Source organism: Kitasatospora sp. NPDC059646 (genome assembly GCF_042734615.1).
Taxonomy (GTDB): Bacteria; Actinomycetota; Actinomycetes; order Streptomycetales; family Streptomycetaceae; genus Kitasatospora.
In genome coordinates this window covers 81,330-101,459 of record NZ_JBHWDS010000021.1, presented here as the reverse complement: position 1 = coordinate 101,459, position 20,130 = coordinate 81,330, and the positions used below count along the sequence as shown (strand labels likewise).

17 protein-coding genes are annotated in these 20,130 nt (G+C 71.0%); 7 read left to right on the top strand and 10 right to left on the bottom strand.

Annotation, left to right across the window (positions count from 1 at the left end; all coding sequences use genetic code 11):
• Window positions 1-308 precede the first annotated feature (308 nt).
• Window positions 309-1,424, top strand: coding sequence for an AI-2E family transporter (locus ACFV1L_RS17540; RefSeq protein WP_380366758.1), 1,116 nt, complete (start codon window positions 309-311; stop codon window positions 1,422-1,424).
• A gap of 216 nt (window positions 1,425-1,640) precedes the next feature.
• Here the strand turns inward: ACFV1L_RS17540 and ACFV1L_RS17535 are convergent, their stop codons facing one another.
• A complete protein-coding gene (locus ACFV1L_RS17535; protein ID WP_380366756.1) occupies window positions 1,641-2,594 on the bottom strand; it encodes an alpha/beta hydrolase in 954 nt (317 codons plus the stop codon).
• 189 nt (window positions 2,595-2,783) lie between these two features.
• On the opposite strand from ACFV1L_RS17535, the gene ACFV1L_RS17530 reads away from it, so the two are divergent.
• Window positions 2,784-3,629, top strand: a complete 846-nt coding sequence (locus ACFV1L_RS17530) for a spermidine synthase (protein WP_380366754.1) — start codon at window positions 2,784-2,786, stop codon at window positions 3,627-3,629.
• A 185-nt stretch (window positions 3,630-3,814) separates the two neighbouring features.
• Here ACFV1L_RS17530 and ACFV1L_RS17525 read toward each other — a convergent pair whose 3' ends face one another.
• Together ACFV1L_RS17525 and ACFV1L_RS17520 are read right to left on the bottom strand one after the other, a co-directional pair.
• Complete coding sequence (locus ACFV1L_RS17525; protein ID WP_380366752.1) at window positions 3,815-4,819, bottom strand: GNAT family N-acetyltransferase; 1,005 nt, start codon at window positions 4,817-4,819, stop codon at window positions 3,815-3,817.
• A gap of 554 nt (window positions 4,820-5,373) precedes the next feature.
• Window positions 5,374-5,589, bottom strand: coding sequence for a heavy-metal-associated domain-containing protein (locus ACFV1L_RS17520; RefSeq protein WP_380366750.1), 216 nt, complete (start codon window positions 5,587-5,589; stop codon window positions 5,374-5,376).
• A gap of 554 nt (window positions 5,590-6,143) precedes the next feature.
• Here ACFV1L_RS17520 and ACFV1L_RS17515 point away from each other — a divergent pair.
• Both ACFV1L_RS17515 and ACFV1L_RS17510 read left to right on the top strand, forming a co-directional pair.
• On the top strand, window positions 6,144-7,427 hold the full coding sequence (locus ACFV1L_RS17515; protein WP_380366748.1) for an MATE family efflux transporter: 1,284 nt from the start codon (window positions 6,144-6,146) through the stop codon (window positions 7,425-7,427).
• A 74-nt stretch (window positions 7,428-7,501) separates the two neighbouring features.
• Entirely contained in the window at window positions 7,502-8,062 is a 561-nt protein-coding gene (locus tag ACFV1L_RS17510; RefSeq protein ID WP_380366746.1) for a chloramphenicol phosphotransferase CPT family protein, read from the top strand.
• Between the two features lie 45 nt (window positions 8,063-8,107).
• Here the strand turns inward: ACFV1L_RS17510 and ACFV1L_RS17505 are convergent, their stop codons facing one another.
• A complete protein-coding gene (locus ACFV1L_RS17505) occupies window positions 8,108-8,671 on the bottom strand; it encodes a GNAT family N-acetyltransferase (RefSeq protein WP_380366744.1) in 564 nt (187 codons plus the stop codon).
• Window positions 8,672-8,717: 46 nt separating this feature from the next.
• Window positions 8,718-9,287, bottom strand: a complete 570-nt coding sequence (locus ACFV1L_RS17500; RefSeq protein ID WP_380366742.1) for an SMI1/KNR4 family protein — start codon at window positions 9,285-9,287, stop codon at window positions 8,718-8,720.
• Window positions 9,288-9,493: 206 nt separating this feature from the next.
• Between ACFV1L_RS17500 and ACFV1L_RS17495 the strand changes: the two genes are divergently transcribed.
• The gene (locus ACFV1L_RS17495) at window positions 9,494-10,225 is read left to right on the top strand and encodes a carbon-nitrogen hydrolase family protein (RefSeq protein WP_380366740.1); all 732 of its coding nucleotides are present in this window, start codon (window positions 9,494-9,496) and stop codon (window positions 10,223-10,225) included.
• A gap of 33 nt (window positions 10,226-10,258) precedes the next feature.
• Here the strand turns inward: ACFV1L_RS17495 and ACFV1L_RS17490 are convergent, their stop codons facing one another.
• Window positions 10,259-10,753, bottom strand: coding sequence for a DUF5709 domain-containing protein (locus ACFV1L_RS17490; RefSeq protein WP_380366738.1), 495 nt, complete (start codon window positions 10,751-10,753; stop codon window positions 10,259-10,261).
• A 740-nt stretch (window positions 10,754-11,493) separates the two neighbouring features.
• On the opposite strand from ACFV1L_RS17490, the gene ACFV1L_RS17485 reads away from it, so the two are divergent.
• Complete coding sequence (locus ACFV1L_RS17485) at window positions 11,494-14,343, top strand: ATP-binding protein (protein WP_380366736.1); 2,850 nt, start codon at window positions 11,494-11,496, stop codon at window positions 14,341-14,343.
• Window positions 14,344-15,110: 767 nt separating this feature from the next.
• On the opposite strand, the gene ACFV1L_RS17480 is transcribed toward ACFV1L_RS17485, so the two are convergent.
• The 3 genes from ACFV1L_RS17480 to ACFV1L_RS17470 form a co-directional block, all read right to left on the bottom strand.
• The gene (locus ACFV1L_RS17480; protein ID WP_380366734.1) at window positions 15,111-15,269 is read right to left on the bottom strand and encodes a hypothetical protein; all 159 of its coding nucleotides are present in this window, start codon (window positions 15,267-15,269) and stop codon (window positions 15,111-15,113) included.
• 122 nt (window positions 15,270-15,391) lie between these two features.
• Window positions 15,392-16,621, bottom strand: a complete 1,230-nt coding sequence (locus ACFV1L_RS17475; protein ID WP_380366732.1) for a glutathionylspermidine synthase family protein — start codon at window positions 16,619-16,621, stop codon at window positions 15,392-15,394.
• Window positions 16,622-16,627: 6 nt separating this feature from the next.
• Window positions 16,628-16,969, bottom strand: a complete 342-nt coding sequence (locus tag ACFV1L_RS17470; RefSeq protein WP_380366730.1) for a hypothetical protein — start codon at window positions 16,967-16,969, stop codon at window positions 16,628-16,630.
• 156 nt (window positions 16,970-17,125) lie between these two features.
• Between ACFV1L_RS17470 and ACFV1L_RS17465 the strand changes: the two genes are divergently transcribed.
• A complete protein-coding gene (locus tag ACFV1L_RS17465) occupies window positions 17,126-17,548 on the top strand; it encodes a DUF350 domain-containing protein (protein WP_380366728.1) in 423 nt (140 codons plus the stop codon).
• A gap of 1,004 nt (window positions 17,549-18,552) precedes the next feature.
• On the opposite strand, the gene ACFV1L_RS17460 is transcribed toward ACFV1L_RS17465, so the two are convergent.
• Window positions 18,553-19,986 (bottom strand): cytochrome P450, encoded by a 1,434-nt coding sequence (locus tag ACFV1L_RS17460; protein ID WP_380366726.1) that lies wholly within the window; start codon window positions 19,984-19,986, stop codon window positions 18,553-18,555.
• Window positions 19,987-20,130 lie beyond the last annotated feature (144 nt).

The window sequence follows — 20,130 nt, the reverse complement described above, 5'->3', positions numbered from 1 at the left end:
TCGCGGGCGGCTCGGACCCGGCCGGCGCGGGGCACTCGGGTGGCGGGCCGTCGGTTGCAGGACCGGAGGGCAGCGCGGGTGAGTCCGGCTCGGCTGATCGCACACCGCACGGTGACCGAGGTGCTGGTCCGGTTGGCGGTGCCGCGGCCGGTGCGGCCAGCGGAGAGCGGGCGGCCGGTCAAGGCGACGGCGGAGAGGCCGGCGGGAGCGGCGGCGGTTCTGCTGGTGCCACACGGGTGCCCGGCGAGCGAACTGCATCAAGTGGAAACACCTCCATAGGTGCTGAGGGTGCGTCGGGAGCGGGTGGTGTGGTGGCCGCCCGGTCGGCGGTGCCGGCCGACCGGCGACCGGACCTGATGCTGCCGCCGCCCGTTCGTGCGGCCGCTGCCTGGTCGGCGGCGGTGATCCTGTTCCTCGGCGTCGCCGGGTTCGTGGTGTTCGTGGTCGTCGAACTCAGGGCGGCGACCATCCCGATGGTGATCGCGCTGCTCGCCACCGCTCTGCTCCACCCCGTCATGCCGTGGCTGGTGAACCGGGGTGTCAGCCGCGGCGCGGCAGCCGGGCTGACCTGCGCCACCCTGGTTCTGACGGTCACCGGCGGTATCGCGCTGCTCGTCAACTCCCTGGTGCACAGCGCCCCGCAGATCGCCTCCGGGCTCCAGCAGGCCGGTGACCGGATCGCCTCGTGGCTCGGTCCGCTCGGCAGCAGGATTCAGTACGCGCTTCGACAGAGCTCCGGATCGGGCAGCAACCTGGTGGACTCCCTCGCCAGCGGGGTGCTGTCCGGACTCGGCCTGGTCACTCAACTACTGACCGGAGGGGTGCTTGCCCTCGCACTGGTCTTCTTCTTCCTGCGTGACGGACACCGGTTCGGCGACGCCATTCACGAAATGATGCCGGGCAAGCATTCCGACACGGTGATTGCGTGCGGTCAGCAGGCGTTCGCGGCGATGGCCGGCTTCATGCGCGGCACCACGTTGATCGCACTGATCGACGCGACGTTCATCTTCATCGGGCTGCTACTCCTCGGCGTCCCTGGCGCGGCCGGACTGGGCGCGCTGGTTTTCATGGGTGCCTACATTCCTTTCGTCGGCGCGTTTCTCTCGGGAACGGCTGCGGTGCTCGTGGCATTGGCGGACGGCGGTCTCGGTACCGCTCTCTGGGCGCTGGGGGTGGTCCTGGCGGTGCAGGTGATCGAAGGCCACGTCCTTCAGCCGCTCATTCAGAGCCGGACCGTCGAGCTCCACCCTGCGACGATCATGATCGCGGTGGTGGCCGGTGCCGGGATCGCCGGAATCATCGGTGCGCTGTTGGCAGTCCCGGCCAGTGCGGCCGCACTGGGTGTGGTGTCGGTGCTCCGCGGGGGCGTGGGAACACCGAGGGCTCTCACGAGCCGCCGCAAGCGGCAGCGCTCGCAGAGCTGAAGTGATGCCCGATCAGCGGGCGACGCGAGTGTGTCCGACTGGGAACAGCAGCAGCCAGGCACGGACATGACTGTCCATCAGTAATGGCCTCAATCAAGGGAGCGGTGTTAGGGAGCCCGTTGAGCGGGGGTGGTCGGTGTCGAGCGGACCGTTGTTCGGTAGTGCACCGCCGGGGCCCGGAGTGGTCGGGCCCCAGCAGTGCGGGAACCGGTCTGCTCAGGGAGCTGGGAAGTAGGCGGTGAGCCATCGGTCGAGCTCGTCGAACACCCGCGCCCGGACCGGCTCGGCGGACAGGACCAGGTCGTGGACGCCACCCTCGACCCGGATGGTGGTGACGTGCTGGCCAAGACGCGGAGCGAGCGCGGCGATGTCGTCGGCACGCAGGACCGCGTCGCTGTGCATCAGCGCGGGATCCCACCGGCTGGTCACCGTGGAAGAGGTGGAGGCCATCATCAGGATCGGACAGTCGACCAAGAGCCCGCGCCGGACTGCCCGGTGCCCGCGCTGGATCGCGGCCAGCCAACCCGCGTACAGCGGGAAGCCCTCGGCCGGTTTCAGGGACAGATCGAAGTTCCAGCTGCCGCGATGATCCTGGTGAAGACTGTGGACGTAGTGCGGGTTGAGCGGTGCCGGCAGCTTCCGCGTCGGGGCGGCCCGGCCGAGGGCGCTGAGAGCCGGAGCCCCGATGGTGCGAACGGCGGGCGCGGCGGGCATCGACAGGAACGGGCTGTTCAGGAACAGGCCGTCGACCAGACCACGCCCCCTGCGACGCGCCGCCCACAGGGCCGCCACCAGCCCGCCGGTGGAGTGCCCGTTCACCAGGAGCCGGGTGTGGCCGTCGAGTTCCCGGATGACCCGGACCGCCTCGTCCAACTCCTCGTCGTACGCGGCGAGGTCCGTGACGAAATTGGGCGACTGGTGGGGCCGGAGCGAGCGACCGTACTTACGCAGATCCAGGGCGTAGAAGGAGTAGCCGGCGGTGGTGAAGTGGTCGGCGAGGTGGGTCTGGAAGAAGTAGTCGGTGTAGCCGTGCAGGTACAGCACCGCCTGGCGGGAACCCGGCACCAGCCTTCGGACGAGCGTGGCACCGACCTCTCCCTCCTCGTCCGGGATCAGCGGGAGCTCCGCCGCCTCGTACGGGGCACCCAGGATGTCTTCGCGGAACTCCACTTCGGCCACACCCACTCTCTGCTCTGCTGCGCCCACCGCGGACCGCCCCGGGGTGGTAGTGCTGTCGCGACCATACCGGTCGGTAGCCGGCTCCGTTTGGGAAGACTGCCCTGGTGGGGCCTAAGCTGCCCGCATGGCTGCCCCTTCGTCGATCGTTCTCCGCACCGTCACGTTCCGGAGGGCTGCCCGATGACCGGCCCGGCCGCCGACCTGCCCGAGCCGCGCCCTGTCGAGTGCGAGGTGGCGCTCGGGACAGCCAAGTTGATGCCCGACATCGACGACGAGGGCGGTTGGCTGCTCACGCTCGACGGCACGCCTCAGTCGTATGTCGATCTTCAGGACCCCACGCACCTCGAGTTCGAGTACGTGCAGCGGATCGCCCACCTGCTGGACGTGGCCGCTGCCCCCGGCGAGCCGCTCGACGTTCTGCACCTCGGCGGTGGCGCGCTCACCCTGCCCCGCTATCTGGCCCGAACCCGGCCGGGATCGCGGCAGCAAGTGGTCGAGGTCGACGGGCCGTTGACCGAGTTCATCGCGGAGCACCTGCCGTGGCCGTCCGGTATCGAGGTGGTGGTCGGTGACGCCAGGTCTGCCCTCGAATCCGTGGCGCCGGGGGCCTTCGACATCGTGGTGGCCGATGTGTTTCGAGGATCCCGGACGCCGGCACACCTCACCAGCGTGGAGTTCGTCCGGCTGGCCGCTGCCACGCTTCGGCCGGGCGGCTGCTACGCGGCGAACCTTGCGGACGGTCCGCCCTTGGCATTCGCGAAGGCCCAGGCGGCGACCGTCTCGGCCGTCTTCGACCACGTCTGCCTGGTGGCCGAGCCCAGTGTGCTCCGGGGCCGGCGCTACGGGAACGTTCTGCTGATCGGATCCGACGAGCCGCTGCCTGCGGGGGAGTTGAGTCGGCTTCTCGCCTCCGACCCCTTCCCCGCGAGGCTGACGGAGTCGCCCGAGCAGGCGGCAGAGCCGGTCACGGACGCGACCGCTGAGGATTCGCCGCCGCCACCGGCAGGGGCGTTCTCGTTGAGCTGAGGTGGACAGTGGGCCTTGCGGACCGCTGTGCAGGAAGTCGTACGTGATGGCGAGCTCCTCTCCGGGACGAGTCGAGGGCAGTGAGCAGGGCGGGGGCATCGGCTGGACGGGCTGCTGGCGGTGGGCGGCCCGTCCAGCCGATGGCCGTTGTTGTGGCGGTGGAGCCGGTCGTGCAGGCCGGCTGGTCAGCTTGCGGAGAGAACGAGGCGGCGCGCCGTTTGGCGGTAGCCGACCAGTTCGAAGGCGGCGATCATGGGGTGGTTGGTGAGGTCCGTATCGGCGCGGATGCCCGTCTCCTTTGCCTCGCCGGCGAGGATGCGGGTGATCTCGGCGAGGATCTCGGCCACGAAGCCCCGCCCGCGGAACTCGGGGAGCACCCCGAGGTAACCGACGACGGGTGCGGCGGAGTTGCGCGAGGGTATGCCGAAGCCGACGACCTGCCCCGTGGCTGTTCGGGCTATCCGCCACCAGGAACGTTCACCGAGCATGTCGTGGTGGTAGAAGGCGACGTCGTTCCGGGCCTGTTCCTCCGGCCCGAGGAGCAAGGCATCCCTGGTGGTCGTCGCATCCAGGCTCCCGGGCAGGGCCCGACGAAAGAGATCGACGAAGACCTCGTCGTCGGGCTCCGGGTCGAACACCAGCCGGGCGGACAGGGACGGCACCGGCCGCTCTGCGGTCCACTCGAAGCGGATCCGCTCGGTGGCGACGCGAAGGCCGGCGGCCTTCGCCGCCATGCGGCGCCACTCCACAGCGGCTGCCGCCTCGGGTTGGTCGCGCCAGCCTGCCGGTAGGAACAGGTGGTAGTCGGGCGGCACTGCGAGACATCCCGCAGCGAAGACCTGGTGAGCGGCGGTGAGCAGCGCGGCGGCGACTGCGGTGCGCGGATCGCCGGTCGGTGGGGACGCCGTGTGTGCTCGCGCCTCAGGGTCGGTAAGGGCCGATGGGGCGTCGGTGGCGAACAGGGCGTCGAGGCTTCGAGGACGGGCGTCGCCGGGCATGCCCCACCAGATGGCAAGCGCCAACGGCTCGCGGCCGGGTGCCGCCTCGGCGATCCAGATCCACTCGATCCGGTACTCGCCGTCGGCGAGGCGGGTACGGACGGCTTCGGTGGAGATCGTGGTGGACGGGTCGGGCCGCATCCAGGCGAGAACGGCTTCGAGCTCCTGGGGAACGATCGGACGGAAGATCACAGTGCCTCCGGGGCAGAGCAGTAGAGGAGGCGAGCCCGATCGTGGCGCTTCGTGCCAACCCCCGCGTGAGGGTGGGTCAGCCGACTGCGCGTGTGATCGGATGCGCCGTGGGACGGACAAGGACTATCGGAACCATCGCAGGGGCCTCCTCTCGACAAGCCGGCGTGTGCGGCAGAGCTGATCCGCCGTCGGTCCGAAGCTTAGAGAGATCGACGAGATGTCCGCAAAGTATTTTTCGGGGGATTCTTCGCAATCTTCATTCGATTTCGGAAGTTCGCCGATTTCGGCGGTACGAAGAGGAGGTCGACCGTGAAGACGAGAGGCCGGGGGTGGGTCTTGGGTGCGACTTCTGGGAGTTACAAGAAATGACTCGAAAGAGTGGATCCAGAAATATTTGGCCAGGAATGAGGTTGGCGCGGATCCGACTGAGGTAGAAAGGCCGTGGCGGTGGCCAACCGAGAGGAGGTGTCGGCCAATGAGCGGCTTGAGCAGCAGGCCGGCGCACGTGGGCGTCGGCCGTTAGCGCTACAGGTGTCCCGTCCGGCGGGCCAAGATCAGATCCGGTCGCCGAGGGCGAACCCGGCCCTGGCGACGGCAGCGCGGACCAGTTCGTCGTCCACGGGTTGGGCCGACTCAATGGTGACCCGGCCGGCCCGCGCATCCGCAATGACATCGGTAATGTCGGGCAGCGCGTTCAGGCCCGCGGTGACGGTGCGCTCGCAGTGGCCGCAGCTCATCCCTTCGACGGTGAAGACAGTGGTGGTGGACATGGGCTACCTCCGTTGAACTGGTCGGTCGTGACAGTCGGCGGCACAGGGCGGCCGGCGCCACAGGGCTCAACGCGGGCCGGGCGTTGCAGGCATCGGGGTGCACTGCCCAATGCCCCCCAACGAGTGGTGTGTTGACGGCAACCAGAGAGTGCGTCGGCGGCCGAGGTGCCCCTTGATCGGGTGTGGCTTGGGGCGGAGGCCGTCGGCAGTGGGCGTGGTGGTCGGGGTCGGCCGACGATTCGGGCAGGGGCCTTTCTTTTCGCTGAAGTGATCATTGACTGTTGGCCCAGACATGACCCGATCGGTCGGGTTCGTCGGAAAATCATGCGAGTTGTCCGACTCGTGGCCGCTCCGCCGCTCCGCCATGGGCGGATGCCGGTTGAATTCTGCAAAGGCGAGGGGAGGCGGAATTTTAAATGTTGAATTGCCAGAAAATTCCCACTACGGTCGGCCGCATCGACGTCCTTGGGAGTCGGCAGCTCGACTGTCGGCAGAATCAGGAGATGGCTGTGGTGGCAGGAATTGTGGCGGAGTCGTCGAACGGGAGGTCAGGCGTGCACCTGCTGACCGTGCCGGCTATGCGGTTGGCCGGGTCGATTCTGGTGGGTCTCGCAGCCGGGTTGGTGCTCCAGGGCTGGACGGTGGCGTTCCTCGGGCGGTTGGGTGGCGAGGCCCTCTACATTCGCTCCGTCTACACTCCGATCGGCTATCTCACGCTGGCGGTGACCGAGGGGCTGGTGGTGGCTGCACAGGTCTCGGCCGGCCTGTCGTCGCGGGCGGGACGGCAGAGCGATGCGCTCAGGCCTGTTCCGACGTTCTTTGCCATCGGCGGCGGCCTGCTGTTGCTTCAGACAGTGGTTCTGGTACTGGCCTCCGGTCCGGTGTTGGCAGCCTTGGGGGTTGCCCCGAACGAACACCGGGCGGTGGTGCTCTTCGTGGCCGCGACAGCAATCAGCAGCGCTGTCGGCCTGCTGCCTTACCTGGGGGCGGGCATCCTGCGAGGGCTCGGGTACGCGGGGGCTGCAGCATGGCTCGGACTCACGTTCACCGGGCTCTCCATAGGAGGCATGGTCCTGCTCCACGGAACCACCGGGCTCGGAGTGCTTGCCGTTCCGGTCGGGAGCCTTCCTGCCACAGCGATCGTCGGGGTTGTCACCGCGGCAGTGCTGAGGCGTAAGGGTCTTCGGTGGCCGGCACTGCGAGGGGACCGACGGGCAGTGGCGGAGGTGTGGCGGCTCGGAGCACCGGTGGCGGCCACCTTCCTGCTGCTCTCCACCGCCACGTTCGGATATTTGCGGGTGCTACGGGCCGCAGGCTCGGCGGAGGTCGCCGGATTCAGTCTCGGGCAGATGGCGACCTCGCTGCTGATGGTGATCGCAATGGCGATCGGCTCGGGCACCGCGATCGCTGTGACTCTGCGGCCCGGTGAGAACCGACGAGGCGTCAATCTTGCCGGTCTCACAGCCGTCTTGAGGCTCTCGCTTCCGCCCTACCTGGCGATCGGCGTGATGGTCTACCTCCTACGAGAATCGATAGCCGAGGCGTTGACCACTGACCGGGCAGCGGCGGCGGTGGCAGCCGAGTACTTCGCCTGGACCGGGCCGACCCTGGCGCTGTTCGGCGGGACTCTGGCGCTGCTGACCTATCTGGAACAGATCGGCCGGGCCGGCGTGGCGTTCGCATTGAACGCGGTGTACTTCGCGCTGATGCTGACCGCAGCCTTCCTGATGCCGGGGCAGGTGACGAGCGACGATCTGGCGAGATTGACCGCAGGTGGGAACGTTCTGGGGTTTGTGAGCCTGTGGTTCAGTGTGAGGTTCCTGATACGTCGGAGCTGAAAGGGCAGGACAGGATGACAGATCTCTGAGCATCAAGAAACAGGTCAGGGGCAGCGAGCGGAGTGGGTGATCACATGGGTGACACGGCAGGGCGCATCATCTTCCTCAACGGGACGTCGAGCTCGGGGAAGTCGAGCATCGCGCGGGAGCTGCTGGACATCCTGGACGATGAGGTCTGGTTCCACGTCGGTGTCGACATGTTCAACGCGATGCGCACCGAGCGGGCGATGGCGCCGGCTGAGTTCGACGAGGCGCTGAAGCGGACCAGGAGGGGATTCCATCGGTCGATCGCCGCGATGGCGGATGTCGGCAACAACCTGGTGGTCGACCACGTCTTGAGCGAACCGTGGAGGCTGGCCGACTGCCTGGAAGTGCTCAGGCCCTATCGGGTTCTCTTCGTCGGGATCCGGTGTGACGTAGCGGAGTTGACGCGACGCGAGGCGGTCCGGGGCGACCGGCCACTGGGTGTAGCTGCCTACCAGGCCGATCTGGTGCACCGTCACGGCGATTACGACCTCGAATGTGACAGCGGGAAGTATTCACCCCGTGAGTGCGCCGAGCAGATCAAGGCCTTTCTGCCGAACCAGGCGGCGCCGACGGCGTTCGAACGGTTGCGGGAGGCGATACGACCATGACGAGGAGCGCGGCACCCATGGTGTCGCCAGGTGACCGGTGGCCCGTCAGTTGCCGTCCAGGTCAGTGGGGATGAGGGAGTAGGCGAACAGGTCGACTCTGCCCCCGTGGACGTAGCCGGCGTTCCGGAGGAGGCCCTCGCGCCGGAAACCCGCCTTCTCCGCGACCCGTTGGGAAGCCACGTTCCCGGTCGCGGCGAACAGCACCACCCGCTGGAAGTTCTGTTGGCGCAGCAGCCAGTCACCGACTGCCCGGGTTGCCTCAGCGGCCGTGCCCCGGCCACGGGCCCACGGTGCCATCCAGTAGCCCACCTCACTGACCAGCGCCGGCCAGTCGGTCTTCTTGAGCCCGACGGTACCGAGGAGTCGGCCGGTAACGGCGTCGGTGATGGCGAAGTGGATGCCGTCGCCCGAAGCACGCAGGCGATGGGAGATCTCCGTGCACCAGGACGATGCATGGTCGAGGGTGTAGGGGCGGGGGAGTGGAAGCCACCGCTGAGTCAGCTCGTCCGAACACGCGAGCTGGGTGTCGACCGCGTCCTCCGCGATGAACGGCCGCAGCACCAGGCGGTCGGTGCGAAGGACGGTTTCGGGAAAGGCGGACGGCGGCATTCGGATTCTCCTGGGGAGGCGACGGGACGAGGGAACGGAGCGGGGATCAAGGCCCCGATTGTTGACGGAGGTCAAGCCAGGCGGTGTACCAGTCACGGAAGTCGGGTCCCGGGGCGAGAGCAGTCCAGACCTGGTCGTCCGTCCAGACCTGGCCGGCGCAGGGGCCGGTGACCACCAGCCGGGAGAAAGTCCCACAACCGGACTCGCCGATCGCGAGGCTGCCGGCGAGGTCGTAGTTCGTGCCGGCGCTTGGTCCGGGCTGTGCGGTGAGGTGCGGAAAGGGTGAGGCGAGAAAGCCCGGCGTGAGCGATTCGGATTTCAGATCGAACAGGGCGTCGTCGTCGGGGGGAAGCTCGGTCAGGCCGAGCAGGCCGTGGGCCGGACCGGTGCCACCGTCGGCGACCTCCAGCAGGAAGGAGCGGTATGAGCGGGGAAGCGTGATGCGGTGCTGGGTCTCGAACGATGTCACCGCGGCCTCGGAGAGCGTTGGGCGCAGGACATAGCGGTGTGAGCCGGCGCCGAAGCGGCGCAGGAGAGGATCGGCCGCAGCCAGTGCTGCGAGTCGTTCTCGAACCTCGGGCCAGGCGCAGGGCGGGGTGCTCCTGTCGGCGGTCATGGCCCGCCACCTTACGGTGTCCGTCGAACCGTCCTCGATCGGGGTCGGTGCGGGCAAGGCCGGCTACGGCGGGGCAGTGCAACAGACCTGTAGTCAGGAGCTCGACGGCAGAGCGCGGGTCGGACCGCACGAGCCCGTGCGGAACGTGCGAGGTGACGGTGGGTCGAGCAATGGCGCGACGACTGCGCCGGAGGAAAGGGAGCAACGTGGGGCAGGTTCGGGTGGCGGCGGCTCAGTACGAGTGCGTGCCAGGAGACGTCGAGGCGAACGTTCAGCAGATGGCGGCGCTGGCGCAGCAAGCATGGGAGCTCGGCGCGGCCGTGGTGTTCGGGCCGGAGCTGTGCCTGACGGGATACGAGCTGGAGACGATCTCGGCGGACCGGCGGCTCTGGACGGCACCGGACGATGCACGGCTCGCGCCACTGCGGGGAATCGGTCTGACGGTGGTGGTGAATGGGGTCGCCGCAGGGCCGGGAGACCGGCCGCAGATCGTCAGTGCCGTGTACGGGCCCGACGGGGCGCTGGTGACGACATACGCGAAGGAGCACCTGTACGAGAACGAGCAGGAGGTGTTCACGGCCGGCAGCGGCGGGGGCCGGTTCTGGCTGGACGGGGTCGGCTACTCGCTGGCCACCTGCTTCGACAACCACTTCCCCGAGGTGCCGGCGCGGAATGCGGCGCTGGGGTGCCAGGTGCACCTCGCGAGTTCGCTGTACGGCACCGAGGGCGGACGGGAGGAGCGGCGGACCGTGCATCCGGCGATCGCCAAGGCGACCGGGATGCACGTGGTGCTGGCCAATCACGTCGGCACGGCCGGGCCGTGGACGGGATGCGGGGGCAGTGCGGCGTGGGCACCGGACGGTGCTGTGGTGACGGAGGCGGACGAGAGCGGTCCGCAGTTGCTGGTGGCCGACCTGGAGGTGGAGATGAGCAGGTGAGACGAGCGGGGCAGGCGACGGAGGCCCTGGGCGTCAGCGGTAGTCGTCGTCCGGCACCCGGTCGGCCAAGTCGTCGAGGACGGTGAACCTGACCGCTTCGCGGAGCGGCTCGTCGGGGGCGGCGTCGTCGAGCTCGGCCTCGGCGTCCTCGTCCGGGTAGACCAGGTGCACGGCGGCCTCTTCGGCGCTGGCTGCGCCGCCGTCGGGACCGACATCGGCGCCCTCGGTGTCGATGCCGTCCTCGACCAGGCGGCCGGCGCGGGGCGACGGACCGTCGGCCCAGCGGTCGTCGACCGCCTCCGGGTCGTCGTCGGGCTCCTCCTCCGACAGCAACTGGTCCAGGGACTCCCCGCGCACGGCCTCGCTGGGCGTCGTACCGTACGCGGTCGCGCCGTGGTACCCGTCCGGGGGGATGACGCCCGTGTCGAGCGGGTCGTCGTCGAGCCGGTCCGTGAGCAGCGAGTCGGCCGGTTCGAGTACGCCGTCGTCCTCGGCGGGTTCCGGGTCCTGGGAGTCCCAGTCGGTCATGACAGCACCTGTCCTCGTCACTCGGGGTGAGGTCACACGCAGCTTCTTCATGCTCGCCAGGGAGCCACCTGGCCCGCAACACGGCGCGGCGGAAGCGGCCCGGGAACGCGGTGCTGGACGGTCCGCAGGCCGGCGGGGACGGCGAGATCGGTCGTGTGCGGATCGGAGGCGGGCGCAGGCCCGGGGAGGCGGTCGAGCGCGGCCGTGGCTGCTCGGGGAGTGTCAAGGCGGGCGGAGTCGGCGTAGGGAAGGCGTCAACGAGGCGGGCGGAAGACGCGCGGAGAGGTGGAGTGGGGTGGTCAAGGCAGACGGACGGCGTTGGAGGCAGTCGGTGCTGGGTGAGCTGAGCGAGCTGGAAGGTCCGAGGGCGCGGAGTGTCCGACGGCAGGTGGTGGTGGGGCCGTGGCCGGGGTCCGGAACGACCGCGGGTGAGACTGTGGCGGTAGTGGCGGGGGACGGGTCCGGTGACGAGAGGGAGGTGGGGGAGCAGAGCGGGTGGTCGCGGGAAGTCCGGTGCCGGTCCGGGCTCGGCTACGTCGAGTAGAGCGGCGGCCGGCGGGCGGGACCGCAGGGCGGAGGGAGTGCCCGGCGGGCGGTGGGCTGGGCCTGTGGTGACGAGAGACGGCGGGCCGACCGGCGTGGTCGGGGAGGAGGTGAAGCAAGGCATGATGACCGGCGCGGAGAGGACCGGCTCTCGGAGGGCTGGTGCGGTCGACCCGGACGGGCCGAGGAGGGGTGCGGTGGAGAGAAGCAGCGCGGTTCCGGGATTCGTCGGGCGGCGGCGAGAACTGGCGCGGCTGGTGAGAGCTCTGAAGGCGGCGCCTTCCGTGGTGCTGGTGGAGGGCGAGGCGGGCGTCGGCAAGTCTGCGCTGGTGCGGCAGGCACTGGCGGAGGCCGGCATGGCGTCGGATCGGGTGCTGACCGGGCACTGCCATCCGCTGGCGGATCCGACCCCGTACGGGCCGGCGCTCGACGCGCTGCGGTGCTGCGGTGCGTTGCTCGCGGAGACGGCGGACGCGAACGACCTGCCGCCGAGCACGGGCGCGCTTCGGTCGTGGCTGCCCGACTTGGGCCCCTGGTTGCCGGAGGCGATCGAGGGCGGCGACGAGCGGTACCGGCTGGTGCAGGGCGTGCGGGCGCTGCTCGGGGCGCTGGGCGGTGTGGTGCTGCTGATCGAGGACGCGCAGTGGGCGGACCGGCAGAGCCGGGACCTGCTGCTGTTGCTGGCCAGGGACCCGGTGCCGGGCGTGTCGCTGGTGGTGACCTACCGCGCGGAGGAGACGGAGGCGGGGGCACCGGTCTTGGGTGTGGCCTACCGCTGTCCGCCGGGGGTCAGCGGTGGGCTGGTGCAGGTCGGACCGCTGAACGAGGAGGAAGTGCGGGAGTTCACCGGTCGCGGGTGCGGCGCGGGCGTGCCGCCCGAGGTGGTGTCCGAGGTGGCGGCCGTACTGGGCGAGCGGTCGGGCGGCGTTCCGGCGGTCCTGGTGGAGGACCTGGCGGCCTGGCGGGACAGCAGTCCGCATCCCGATCCGGTGGAGGCGCTGACCGCAGCCGAGTTGCCGCGCGGGCTGTGGGACGCCGTTGCGGAACGGTTGGCTGCGCTCGGACCGGACGCGCTGGCGGTGGTCGAGACGGTGGCGGTGCTGGAGGAGCCGTCCGGTGAGCAGGTGATCGCCGAGGTGGCGCAGCTGTCGGCCGAACGGGTGGCTGCGGCTCTGGTGGAAGCGCTCCGGGCACGGGTGCTGGCAGAGCCGACCGCGGCCAGGTACGCGTTCCGAGAGGAGCCGGTTCGGCAGGTTGCGTACCGGCGGATCCCGGGGCCGGTGCGGTCCAGGATGCACCAGCGGGCCATCGCAGCGCTGCAGGGCCACCAGCCACCACCGCTCGCCCGGATTGCTGCGCACATGAGAGCCCTGGGCGATCGGCAGGCCTGGCAGCAGCTGGCCGAGACGGCAGCTGAGCAGGCGGCGGAGCAGGGGGATCCGGTGGCGGCCGGTCCACTGCTGCGCGAACTGCTCGCCGAGAGCGACCTGGCCCCCGATCGGCGCGTGCGTGCCGCCCGGGCGCTGTCGGCGATCGCCGCGAACGCCGCCGACGACACCGCCGGCACGGCCGTACTGGCGAGCATCATCGCCGACCCGCGCCTGCCGGTCGCCGATCGGGGCGAGATCCGGCTGACGCTCGGCCTGCGGATGGCCGTCCAGGGTGGCGACCGGGCCGGGTTCGCGCAGATCGAGCGAGCGGCGGACGAACTCGCCGAGCGTCCCGCCCGGGCCGCGCGGGCACTGGTGGCGCTGGCGATGAACGAACGCGACGGCGCCGGCGCCGCCGCACGGGAACGCATGGCGAAAGCCGCCGCCGCACTGGAGATCGAACCGGACGAGGAGGTCACCGCCGCCTACCGGGCCACCCTGCTGACCTTCCAAGCGCGCGAAGGAGATCCCGAACTCTGGCCCGAGCTGGATCGGTTGCCCCGCGACGCCACCAACCCGGAGGTCGTCCGGCAGACCGCCCGCGCCCTGTACAACGTCGGCGACATCGCCCTCGACACCGGCCACGACCAGCGCGCCGGCCGACTGCTCGCCGAGAGCCGGGCGCTGGCCCGGCAGGCCGCGATCGCCTACCTGGAGATCTACAGCCGGATCGCCCTGCTGCGCCTGGAGGGGCTGTCCGGGCATTGGCAGGGGCTCGAAGAACGGTTCGCCGCGCTGGGGACCGAGTTCCCGGACGTGGCGATGGCCAGTGCTGAACGGGCCATGATGTTGGGCAGGTTGGCCGCCGCGCGGGGGCGGCTGGCGGTGGCCAGGGCGGAGTTCGTGAGTGCGGCCAGATACGGCGAGCGGGAGTCACAGGTGACGGCCGCACTACGGGCCGCCGCCGGCCTCGGCTCGCTCGAACTGGCCGAGCGCGGCGGAGAGGCGGCCGCCGCAGTGGTCATGCCGGCTCTGGCGACGCTGCGTCAGGCCGGGGCGTGGGCACGAAGTGCGGAACTGCTGCCGGTAGCCGTCGAGACTGCGCAGGCGGTCGGTGAAACGGATGCCGCCCGCCACCTCGTGGAGGAGGCGGGCGAGGCGCTCGGCGGAGTCGACGCGCCGGCCGCGCACGCCGCGCTCGAAATGGCGCGGGGCCATCTGTTGGACGGCGTCGACGGGAGGGGCGCGGGCGAGGCGTTCCGACGGTCGCGGGACGCCTGGCGGACGATCGGGCGTCCGTACGAATCGGCCCGTGCGGAGGAGTGGTTGGCGCGCACGCTGGCCGAGACCGACGCGCAGAGCGCGGCCGAGCGGTTGGCCTCGGCCGAAGCCACGTTCAGCACCCTCGGTGCCACCTCTGACGCTGCGCGCTGCCAGCACGTCCGGCGGGACCTCGGCCTCGGGCGCGAGGCGTCGCCAGGGCGGCGGGGCTACGGCGAGGCGTTGTCGCCGCGGGAGCGGCAGGTGGCGGAGCTGGTCGGGCAGGGCGTGGGCAACCAGGGAATCGCGCAGGCACTGTTTCTGTCACCGCGAACGGTTGAGCACCATGTGGCGAGCGTGCTGCGGAAGTTGGGTGTGGGACGGAAGGAGGTGGCGCGGGCGCTGGCGGAGGGCTGACGGGCCGCAGCCGTAGCCGGCGGTTGCTACGGGGTGGAGGTGTCGGGAGTCGGGGGCCTGAGAGCCGGTCCTTGCCGACCGGCGGCGGTGGGCGGTGATGGGCTGCTGCCGCTGGGCGGAAGGGCGGTTCGGCCCTTGGCAGTTGGTGGTCGTTGCGAGTGAGCGGTGGGGTGTGGTGGCGCCGGCTGGTGGACCTGAGGAAGCAGGTACGGCCGGGGCGTGGCGGTGGTTGGCGAGGCGCTGCTGTTCGGGAGTGGGACAGGCAGCGCGAGGGCGTTACGGAGGTGTGACCGGTCGTGAGGTGGTGCTGCGCACGAAGGTCGGGCGCGGGCGGTTTGTTCGGTGGGATGGACTGCGGAGAGCAGGTGGTCGGCCAGGCGTGGCGGTGGCCGTCGCTTGCGGGCGCTGTGGCGTGCAGGCGGCAACGGACCACGCGTGGGGTGAACGGCTTCGTAGGGTGTCGGGGGTGTTGATGAGGCGTGATTGCTGCGCGCGCGGGATGGGGCGGGCGGGCTCGGCAGGGTGGTCGGCTTCGTCAGGGGTGGGCCGTGGAGGCTCGGCGACCAGGGGTGGCGGGGGCCGGAGCGAGGGCGGCTGACGGACCGTGAGGTGCTGCTCGTGGCTGCTGGCGGTGGCAGGCGTCAAGCGCTGGGTGGCAGCTCGGCCCGGCGGGGTGGTGTTCGGCGAAGTGTGGTCACTGGACGTGCAGACGGTTGACGGACTGTCGGACGGCGGGGCTGGGCGGGGCCGGAGGTGGGCGGGTGGGGTCAGGGGCGCGGCTGGTGGGTGAGGTGGGCGAGGCGGGAGAGGGTGGCGCGGCGGGTTTGGCGGTTGACGGTGCCTCGGCGGGAAGTGCGGGTGGGGTGGTCGGTGAGGGGGGCGAAGTGTTCGCTGGCGTAGAGGCGGAAGCGTTCGCGGCGGGTCATCCGGGTCTCCTGACTAGGGGGGTTGGAGAGCGGATACCAGCTTTGCGCCGGGCCAGCGGGTGGATCAATGCGTAGGGGATACCCATCGCGGAGGGCGATGGGTAGGTAGTGGAGACGGGAGGTCAGCGGATGATGTGGGGGAGGAAGCGGGCGCCCTGGTGGGTGATGGGGCTGTCGTCGGTCTCGCGGATGCCGAGACCGGCGGATTCGCCGTCGACGACCCAGGTGCCGAGGACGGGGCGGTTGCCGTCGAAGTCGGGGAGCGGGTGGTACTGCTGGTAGCAGTGGCCTTCGGCGCCGTAGCGGTCGGGGTCGCCGGCCCAGTCGGCGAGGCGGGTCTGGGTCCCGTCGGGTTCGACGATGCGGATGCCGGCGCCCTCGCGTCCGAGCAGCGGCTTGGCGGCGTAGCCGGGGCCGTCGGGGTCGGCGAGTTCGCGCGGGCCGTCGAGGTAGGCGGGCAGCAGATTGGGGTGGCCGGGGTTGAGCTCCCACAGGACGGCCAGCAGCGCCTTGTTGGACAGCAGCATCTTCCAGGCGGGTTCGATCCAGAGGGTGGAGCCGGTGCCGCCGCCCAGGTCGATGACGTCGAGCAACTGGTCGGCGAACTCGTCGTCGGCGAGCCACTCCCACGGGTAGAGCTTGAACGCGGAGCGGATGAAGCGGTGTTCGAGGTCGACGAAGCGGCCGGTCAGGCCGTCCCAGCCGATGTCCTCCATGGCGATGCCGACGGTCTGCAGGCCCGCCTGCTCGGCGCACTCCTGGAGGTAGAGGGTGGTCAGCCAGTCCTCGCCCTCGGTGTCGCCGCGGGAGTGGGCGAAGTGCACGGGCCCGGGCGGGAACAGGTGCTTCTGGCGCTGCCAGGAGGCGATCAGGCGCTCGTGGAGGGAGTTCCACTGGTCGGCGTCCGGGAAGCGGTCCTCCAGCCAGAACCACTGCGGCCCGGCGGCCTCGATCAGGGAAGTGGGGGTGTCGGCGTTGTACTCGAAGAGCTTGGCGGGCCCGGAGCCGTCGTAGGCGAGGTCGAAACGGCCGTACACACTGGGCTGTTCGTCGCGGCGGCGCCAGGACTCGGCGACGACCGAGGCGAGCCGCGGGTCGGTGATGCCGAAGTCGGCGAACCGGCCGGTGCGCACCACGTGGTCGGCGGCGGCGAGGGAGAGTTCGTGGAGTTCCTCGACGACCTCCTCCAGGGCTTCGACCTCGGGAAGGGAGAACTCGTAGTAGGCGCTCTCGTCCCAATAGGGGTGCGGGCCGCCCTGGTTGCAGGGATCGGAGCACATCGCGTACACGAGGCCCTGGGATTCGACGGTGGCCAGCCAGTCTGGGCGAGGCGTGATGGTGTGACGGCGCATCAGGGTTCAGCCCCCGCCCGAGCCGCTGCTGCTGCCCTTGGGGCAGCCGAAGCCGCCGCGCTTGGTGGCGGCCTTGTCGAAGGTGCCGCCGTTGGCGGTGTCGGTGCCGTATCCGCAGTAGTACCAGCGGCCCGCGCCGGAGCCGCCGGCCGTGCAGGAGTGGCTGTCCAGCACCTTCAGCGTGGTCGGGTCCACGCACCGGCTGGGCGCGCTGTTGGACGAGGAGGAGCAGCCGGAGAGGGTGAGGGCAAGGGTGCCGACCATGCCCAGCGTGACGAAGCCAGACCGGCGGCGGGCGTCCGGTGTCGATCGGTCCGGGGCGGAAACGGCGGGCGGGGGCGGTGTCATGGCGGACCATCGTACGCGGAAGATGTGATGGTCGGATCACGGCTCGGCGCACTGCCTTCGGAACCGACGGAGTACCAAGGCCATGGGTTATCTTTTGCCGATCCTTGACCATGGTGCGGCCCGGTGCGGCTGCCCGAACCCGGGGGAGTCCCGCAGATGAACGACATAGTCCACGGCCTCGGCGCGGCGGCCGTCTTCGGTCTCGTCGGCCTGGTGCTGCTGCTGCTCGGATACCTGCTGATCGACCTGCTCACCCCCGGCAAGCTCGGCCGGCTGATCTGGGCCGAGGGCAACCGCAACGCGGCGCTGCTGCTCAGTTCGGCGCTGATCGGGGTCGGCGGCATCGTGTACACGGCGATCCGTACCACGTACGACGACTTCGGCAAGGGCCTGGTCTCCACGCTGTGCTTCGGCGTGCTCGGACTGCTGATGATGGCGCTCGCGTTCTGGCTGCTGGACCTGCTCACCCCCGGGCGGCTCGGCGCGATCCTGGTGGCGAAGGAACCGCACCCGGCGGTGTGGGTGTCCGCGAGCTGCAACCTGGCGGCTGCGGCGATCGTCGCCGCGTCGATCGCCTGACGGCTCACCGAGGCAGGTCCTGACGGGTGGGGTCGAGGGAGCGGGGGTGCGGACGCCGCGTCGGAAGGTGAGGGCTGACGCGTCGTCAGGAGAGTGGCGGGGCGACGTCAGGCCGGTTCGCCTGAGCGCCCGGGGTGCGTGGGCCGTGGGTGGCGGCGGGCCGAGGCGCTGTTCGGCAGGATGCGTGTGAGGGGCGACGAGGCGGGACCGGTCCGACGGCGCGGCGGTGGGCAGGCTGCCTTGCCGCAGGGGCCGACACGCCGTCAGGAGGAGAGGGGAACGGTGGTCCGGCCGTTGGCCGAATCGCCGCAGGGAGTGCCGTGCAGGTGGTCGGAGCGGTGAAGGGGGAGCGGCGAAGCGGACTGAAGTTGGCCACTCGGTGGTCAGGCGCTGCTGGTGACGTCGTCGCGGCCGACGGATGGCCAGGAGGGTCGGGGCGGGCGGTCTGGCCGGTGGTCGAGTTGTTGCCTGGGAGGTGTGTGATGCCGCTTTCGGGTCGCCGTTCGACGGGACGGTGGATGGCGAACGGGGGCCGGGCAGGGCGGGAGCCGGTGCTGGTGGTGGGGCGGGCAGGCTGTCTGACGTGACGTCTGACGGGGCGGTGCCCGACGCGCAGTCGGGTAAGCCGGTCGGGGCCGGGGGCCTGGCTGGTGGTGGGTGTGCTGGCCGGCCGGTGGACGGGGCTGCGAGGGCCGAGGCGGCGGTTGGTTGGTTCGCCGGGGGCCGGAGGCCGGGGGCCTGGAGGGTTGGGGCAGCGGGTCGTGGTGTCGAGGCCGTTCGGTGGGGTGTGTCCGGACGGGGCTGGTCCGGGTTTGCGGCGGTTGGTGGGCTGACCGGCTGGTTCAAGGGTGGGGGCGAGATGCCGATGGGCGGCGAGTGGGCTGGCGGGTGGCTGCGCCGAAGAGCCGTTCGAGTAGTAGGGGTTGACGCGCGGTCAAGGGGCACCGGGTCGTCGGTGAGGCGGGCTGGGCTGGGCTGGGGGCGGCGGGGCGGGGAGGCGGGGTTCACCAGGTGACGCGGAGGGTGCGGGGGCTGCGGGTGGTGGCGCCGAGGCGCCATTGGGTGGGGGCGGTTGGGGTGGCGAGGTGGAGGGTGGGGAGGCGGGTGGCGAGGCGGTGGAGGGCGGTGTGGATCTGGGTGCGGGCGAGCCAGGTGCCGAGGCAGTGGTGGGGGCCGGCGCCGAAGGCGAGGGTGGGGGCGGGGAGCGGGGCGAAGAGGTCGGGGGAGGCCGGGAAGAGGGCCGGGTCGCGGTTGGCGCTGCCGAGGCAGACCGCGACCGTCGAGCCGGCCGGGATGCGGACGCCGGCGATCTCGGCGGTGTCCACGGCGTGACGGGTGGTGAACTCGTCGTCGCCCACCTGGATGTGGTGCAGCAGCCACTCGGTGGCGTGTCGGGCCGGCTCCTCCTCGGCGAGTCGGGGCCAGGCGTCGGGCCGCTCGGTCAGCAGGTAGAGCAGGGAGTTGGCGAGTGCGCCCGCGACGCTGTCGCTGCCGCTCGCCGCCAGGCCGCCGACCAGGTAGGTGAGTTGTTCCTCGGGGATGCCCCCGGCCCGGTCGGCGGCCTGCACCAGGCGGCTCACCAGGTCCTCGCCGGGTCGGCGTCGGCGGTCGGCGAGCAGGGTGGCCGCGAACGCGGCGAACTCCTGTTGCCCGGCCGCGACCTGTTCCGCGGGGACGGTGGCATCGGCGGTCAGGCAGTGCGCCCACTGCTGCAGGCGCTCACGGCCGAGTCCGTCCAGTCCCATCAGGCGTGAGGTCACGGCGAAGGGGAGGACCGAGGTGAGGTCGGCGACCAGGTCCGCCGGTGGTCCGGCCGCCACCAGGTCGTCGAGGAGCCGGCCGACGACGGTCTCCACCCAGGGGCGCCACTGGGCGACGGCCCGGGGCGTGAACGCTCCCTGGGCGGTGCGCCGCAGCCGTTGGTGGTCCGTGCCGTCCTGGTTGTAGACCGACGCGGGGTCGGTGGACACGTTGAGCGCGCCATCCGGCCGGGCCCCGCCGCCCGCGCCGCCGAGAGCACCCTCACCCGGAACGCTCCCGCCGACAATGCCCCGGACGGCAGCGCCCCGGCCGTCCGACCCGCCGACAACACCCCCGCCGGCAGCGCCCCGGCCGTCCGACCCGCCGACAATGCCCCGGACGGCAGCGCCCTCGCCGTCCGACCCGCCGACAACACCCCGGAGGGCAGCGCCCCCGCCGTCCGACCCGCCAGCGACGCCCGGGACGTCAGCGTCCTCGCCCGCGGCGCCGCCGCCCCCCGCGCCCCCCGGCGGGCGGGTGCGGCGGAAGCGGGGGTCGGTGAGGACCTGGCGGGCGTCGTGGTACCTGGTGACCAGCCAGGCGGGGGTGCCGTCGCGGAGGGTGGTCGGGCGGGGCGGGCCGGGGTCGGGGAGGTCCAGGGCGTGCAGGGGCGGGAGTTGGGTGAGGGGGACGGACATGGCACCTCCACGCCGGCGGCGGGCGCCGGTGGTCACGGGCGGGGGAATTGCCGGCAACGCTACCTGATTGATCATCAGACTTCTTTGAACCGTGCCACGTCGGTGGCGCACGTCGACACTTCCTGTGGTTAGCATCGGACTCCC

What these genes read in the sequence shown, in the direction of transcription:
- ACFV1L_RS17530 (WP_380366754.1), top strand. Translation starts at nt 2,784, where the DNA reads ATGACCGGCCCGGCCGCCGACCTGCCCGAGCCGCGCCCTGTCGAGTGC.
- ACFV1L_RS17520 (WP_380366750.1), bottom strand. Translation starts at nt 5,589, where the DNA reads ATGTCCACCACCACTGTCTTCACCGTCGAAGGGATGAGCTGCGGCCAC.
- ACFV1L_RS17510 (WP_380366746.1), top strand. Translation starts at nt 7,502, where the DNA reads ATGGGTGACACGGCAGGGCGCATCATCTTCCTCAACGGGACGTCGAGC.
- ACFV1L_RS17505 (WP_380366744.1), bottom strand. Translation starts at nt 8,671, where the DNA reads ATGCCGCCGTCCGCCTTTCCCGAAACCGTCCTTCGCACCGACCGCCTG.
- ACFV1L_RS17500 (WP_380366742.1), bottom strand. Translation starts at nt 9,287, where the DNA reads ATGACCGCCGACAGGAGCACCCCGCCCTGCGCCTGGCCCGAGGTTCGA.
- ACFV1L_RS17490 (WP_380366738.1), bottom strand. Translation starts at nt 10,753, where the DNA reads ATGACCGACTGGGACTCCCAGGACCCGGAACCCGCCGAGGACGACGGC.
- ACFV1L_RS17480 (WP_380366734.1), bottom strand. Translation starts at nt 15,269, where the DNA reads ATGACCCGCCGCGAACGCTTCCGCCTCTACGCCAGCGAACACTTCGCC.
- ACFV1L_RS17475 (WP_380366732.1), bottom strand. Translation starts at nt 16,621, where the DNA reads ATGCGCCGTCACACCATCACGCCTCGCCCAGACTGGCTGGCCACCGTC.
- ACFV1L_RS17470 (WP_380366730.1), bottom strand. Translation starts at nt 16,969, where the DNA reads ATGACACCGCCCCCGCCCGCCGTTTCCGCCCCGGACCGATCGACACCG.
- ACFV1L_RS17465 (WP_380366728.1), top strand. Translation starts at nt 17,126, where the DNA reads ATGAACGACATAGTCCACGGCCTCGGCGCGGCGGCCGTCTTCGGTCTC.
- ACFV1L_RS17460 (WP_380366726.1), bottom strand. Translation starts at nt 19,986, where the DNA reads ATGTCCGTCCCCCTCACCCAACTCCCGCCCCTGCACGCCCTGGACCTC.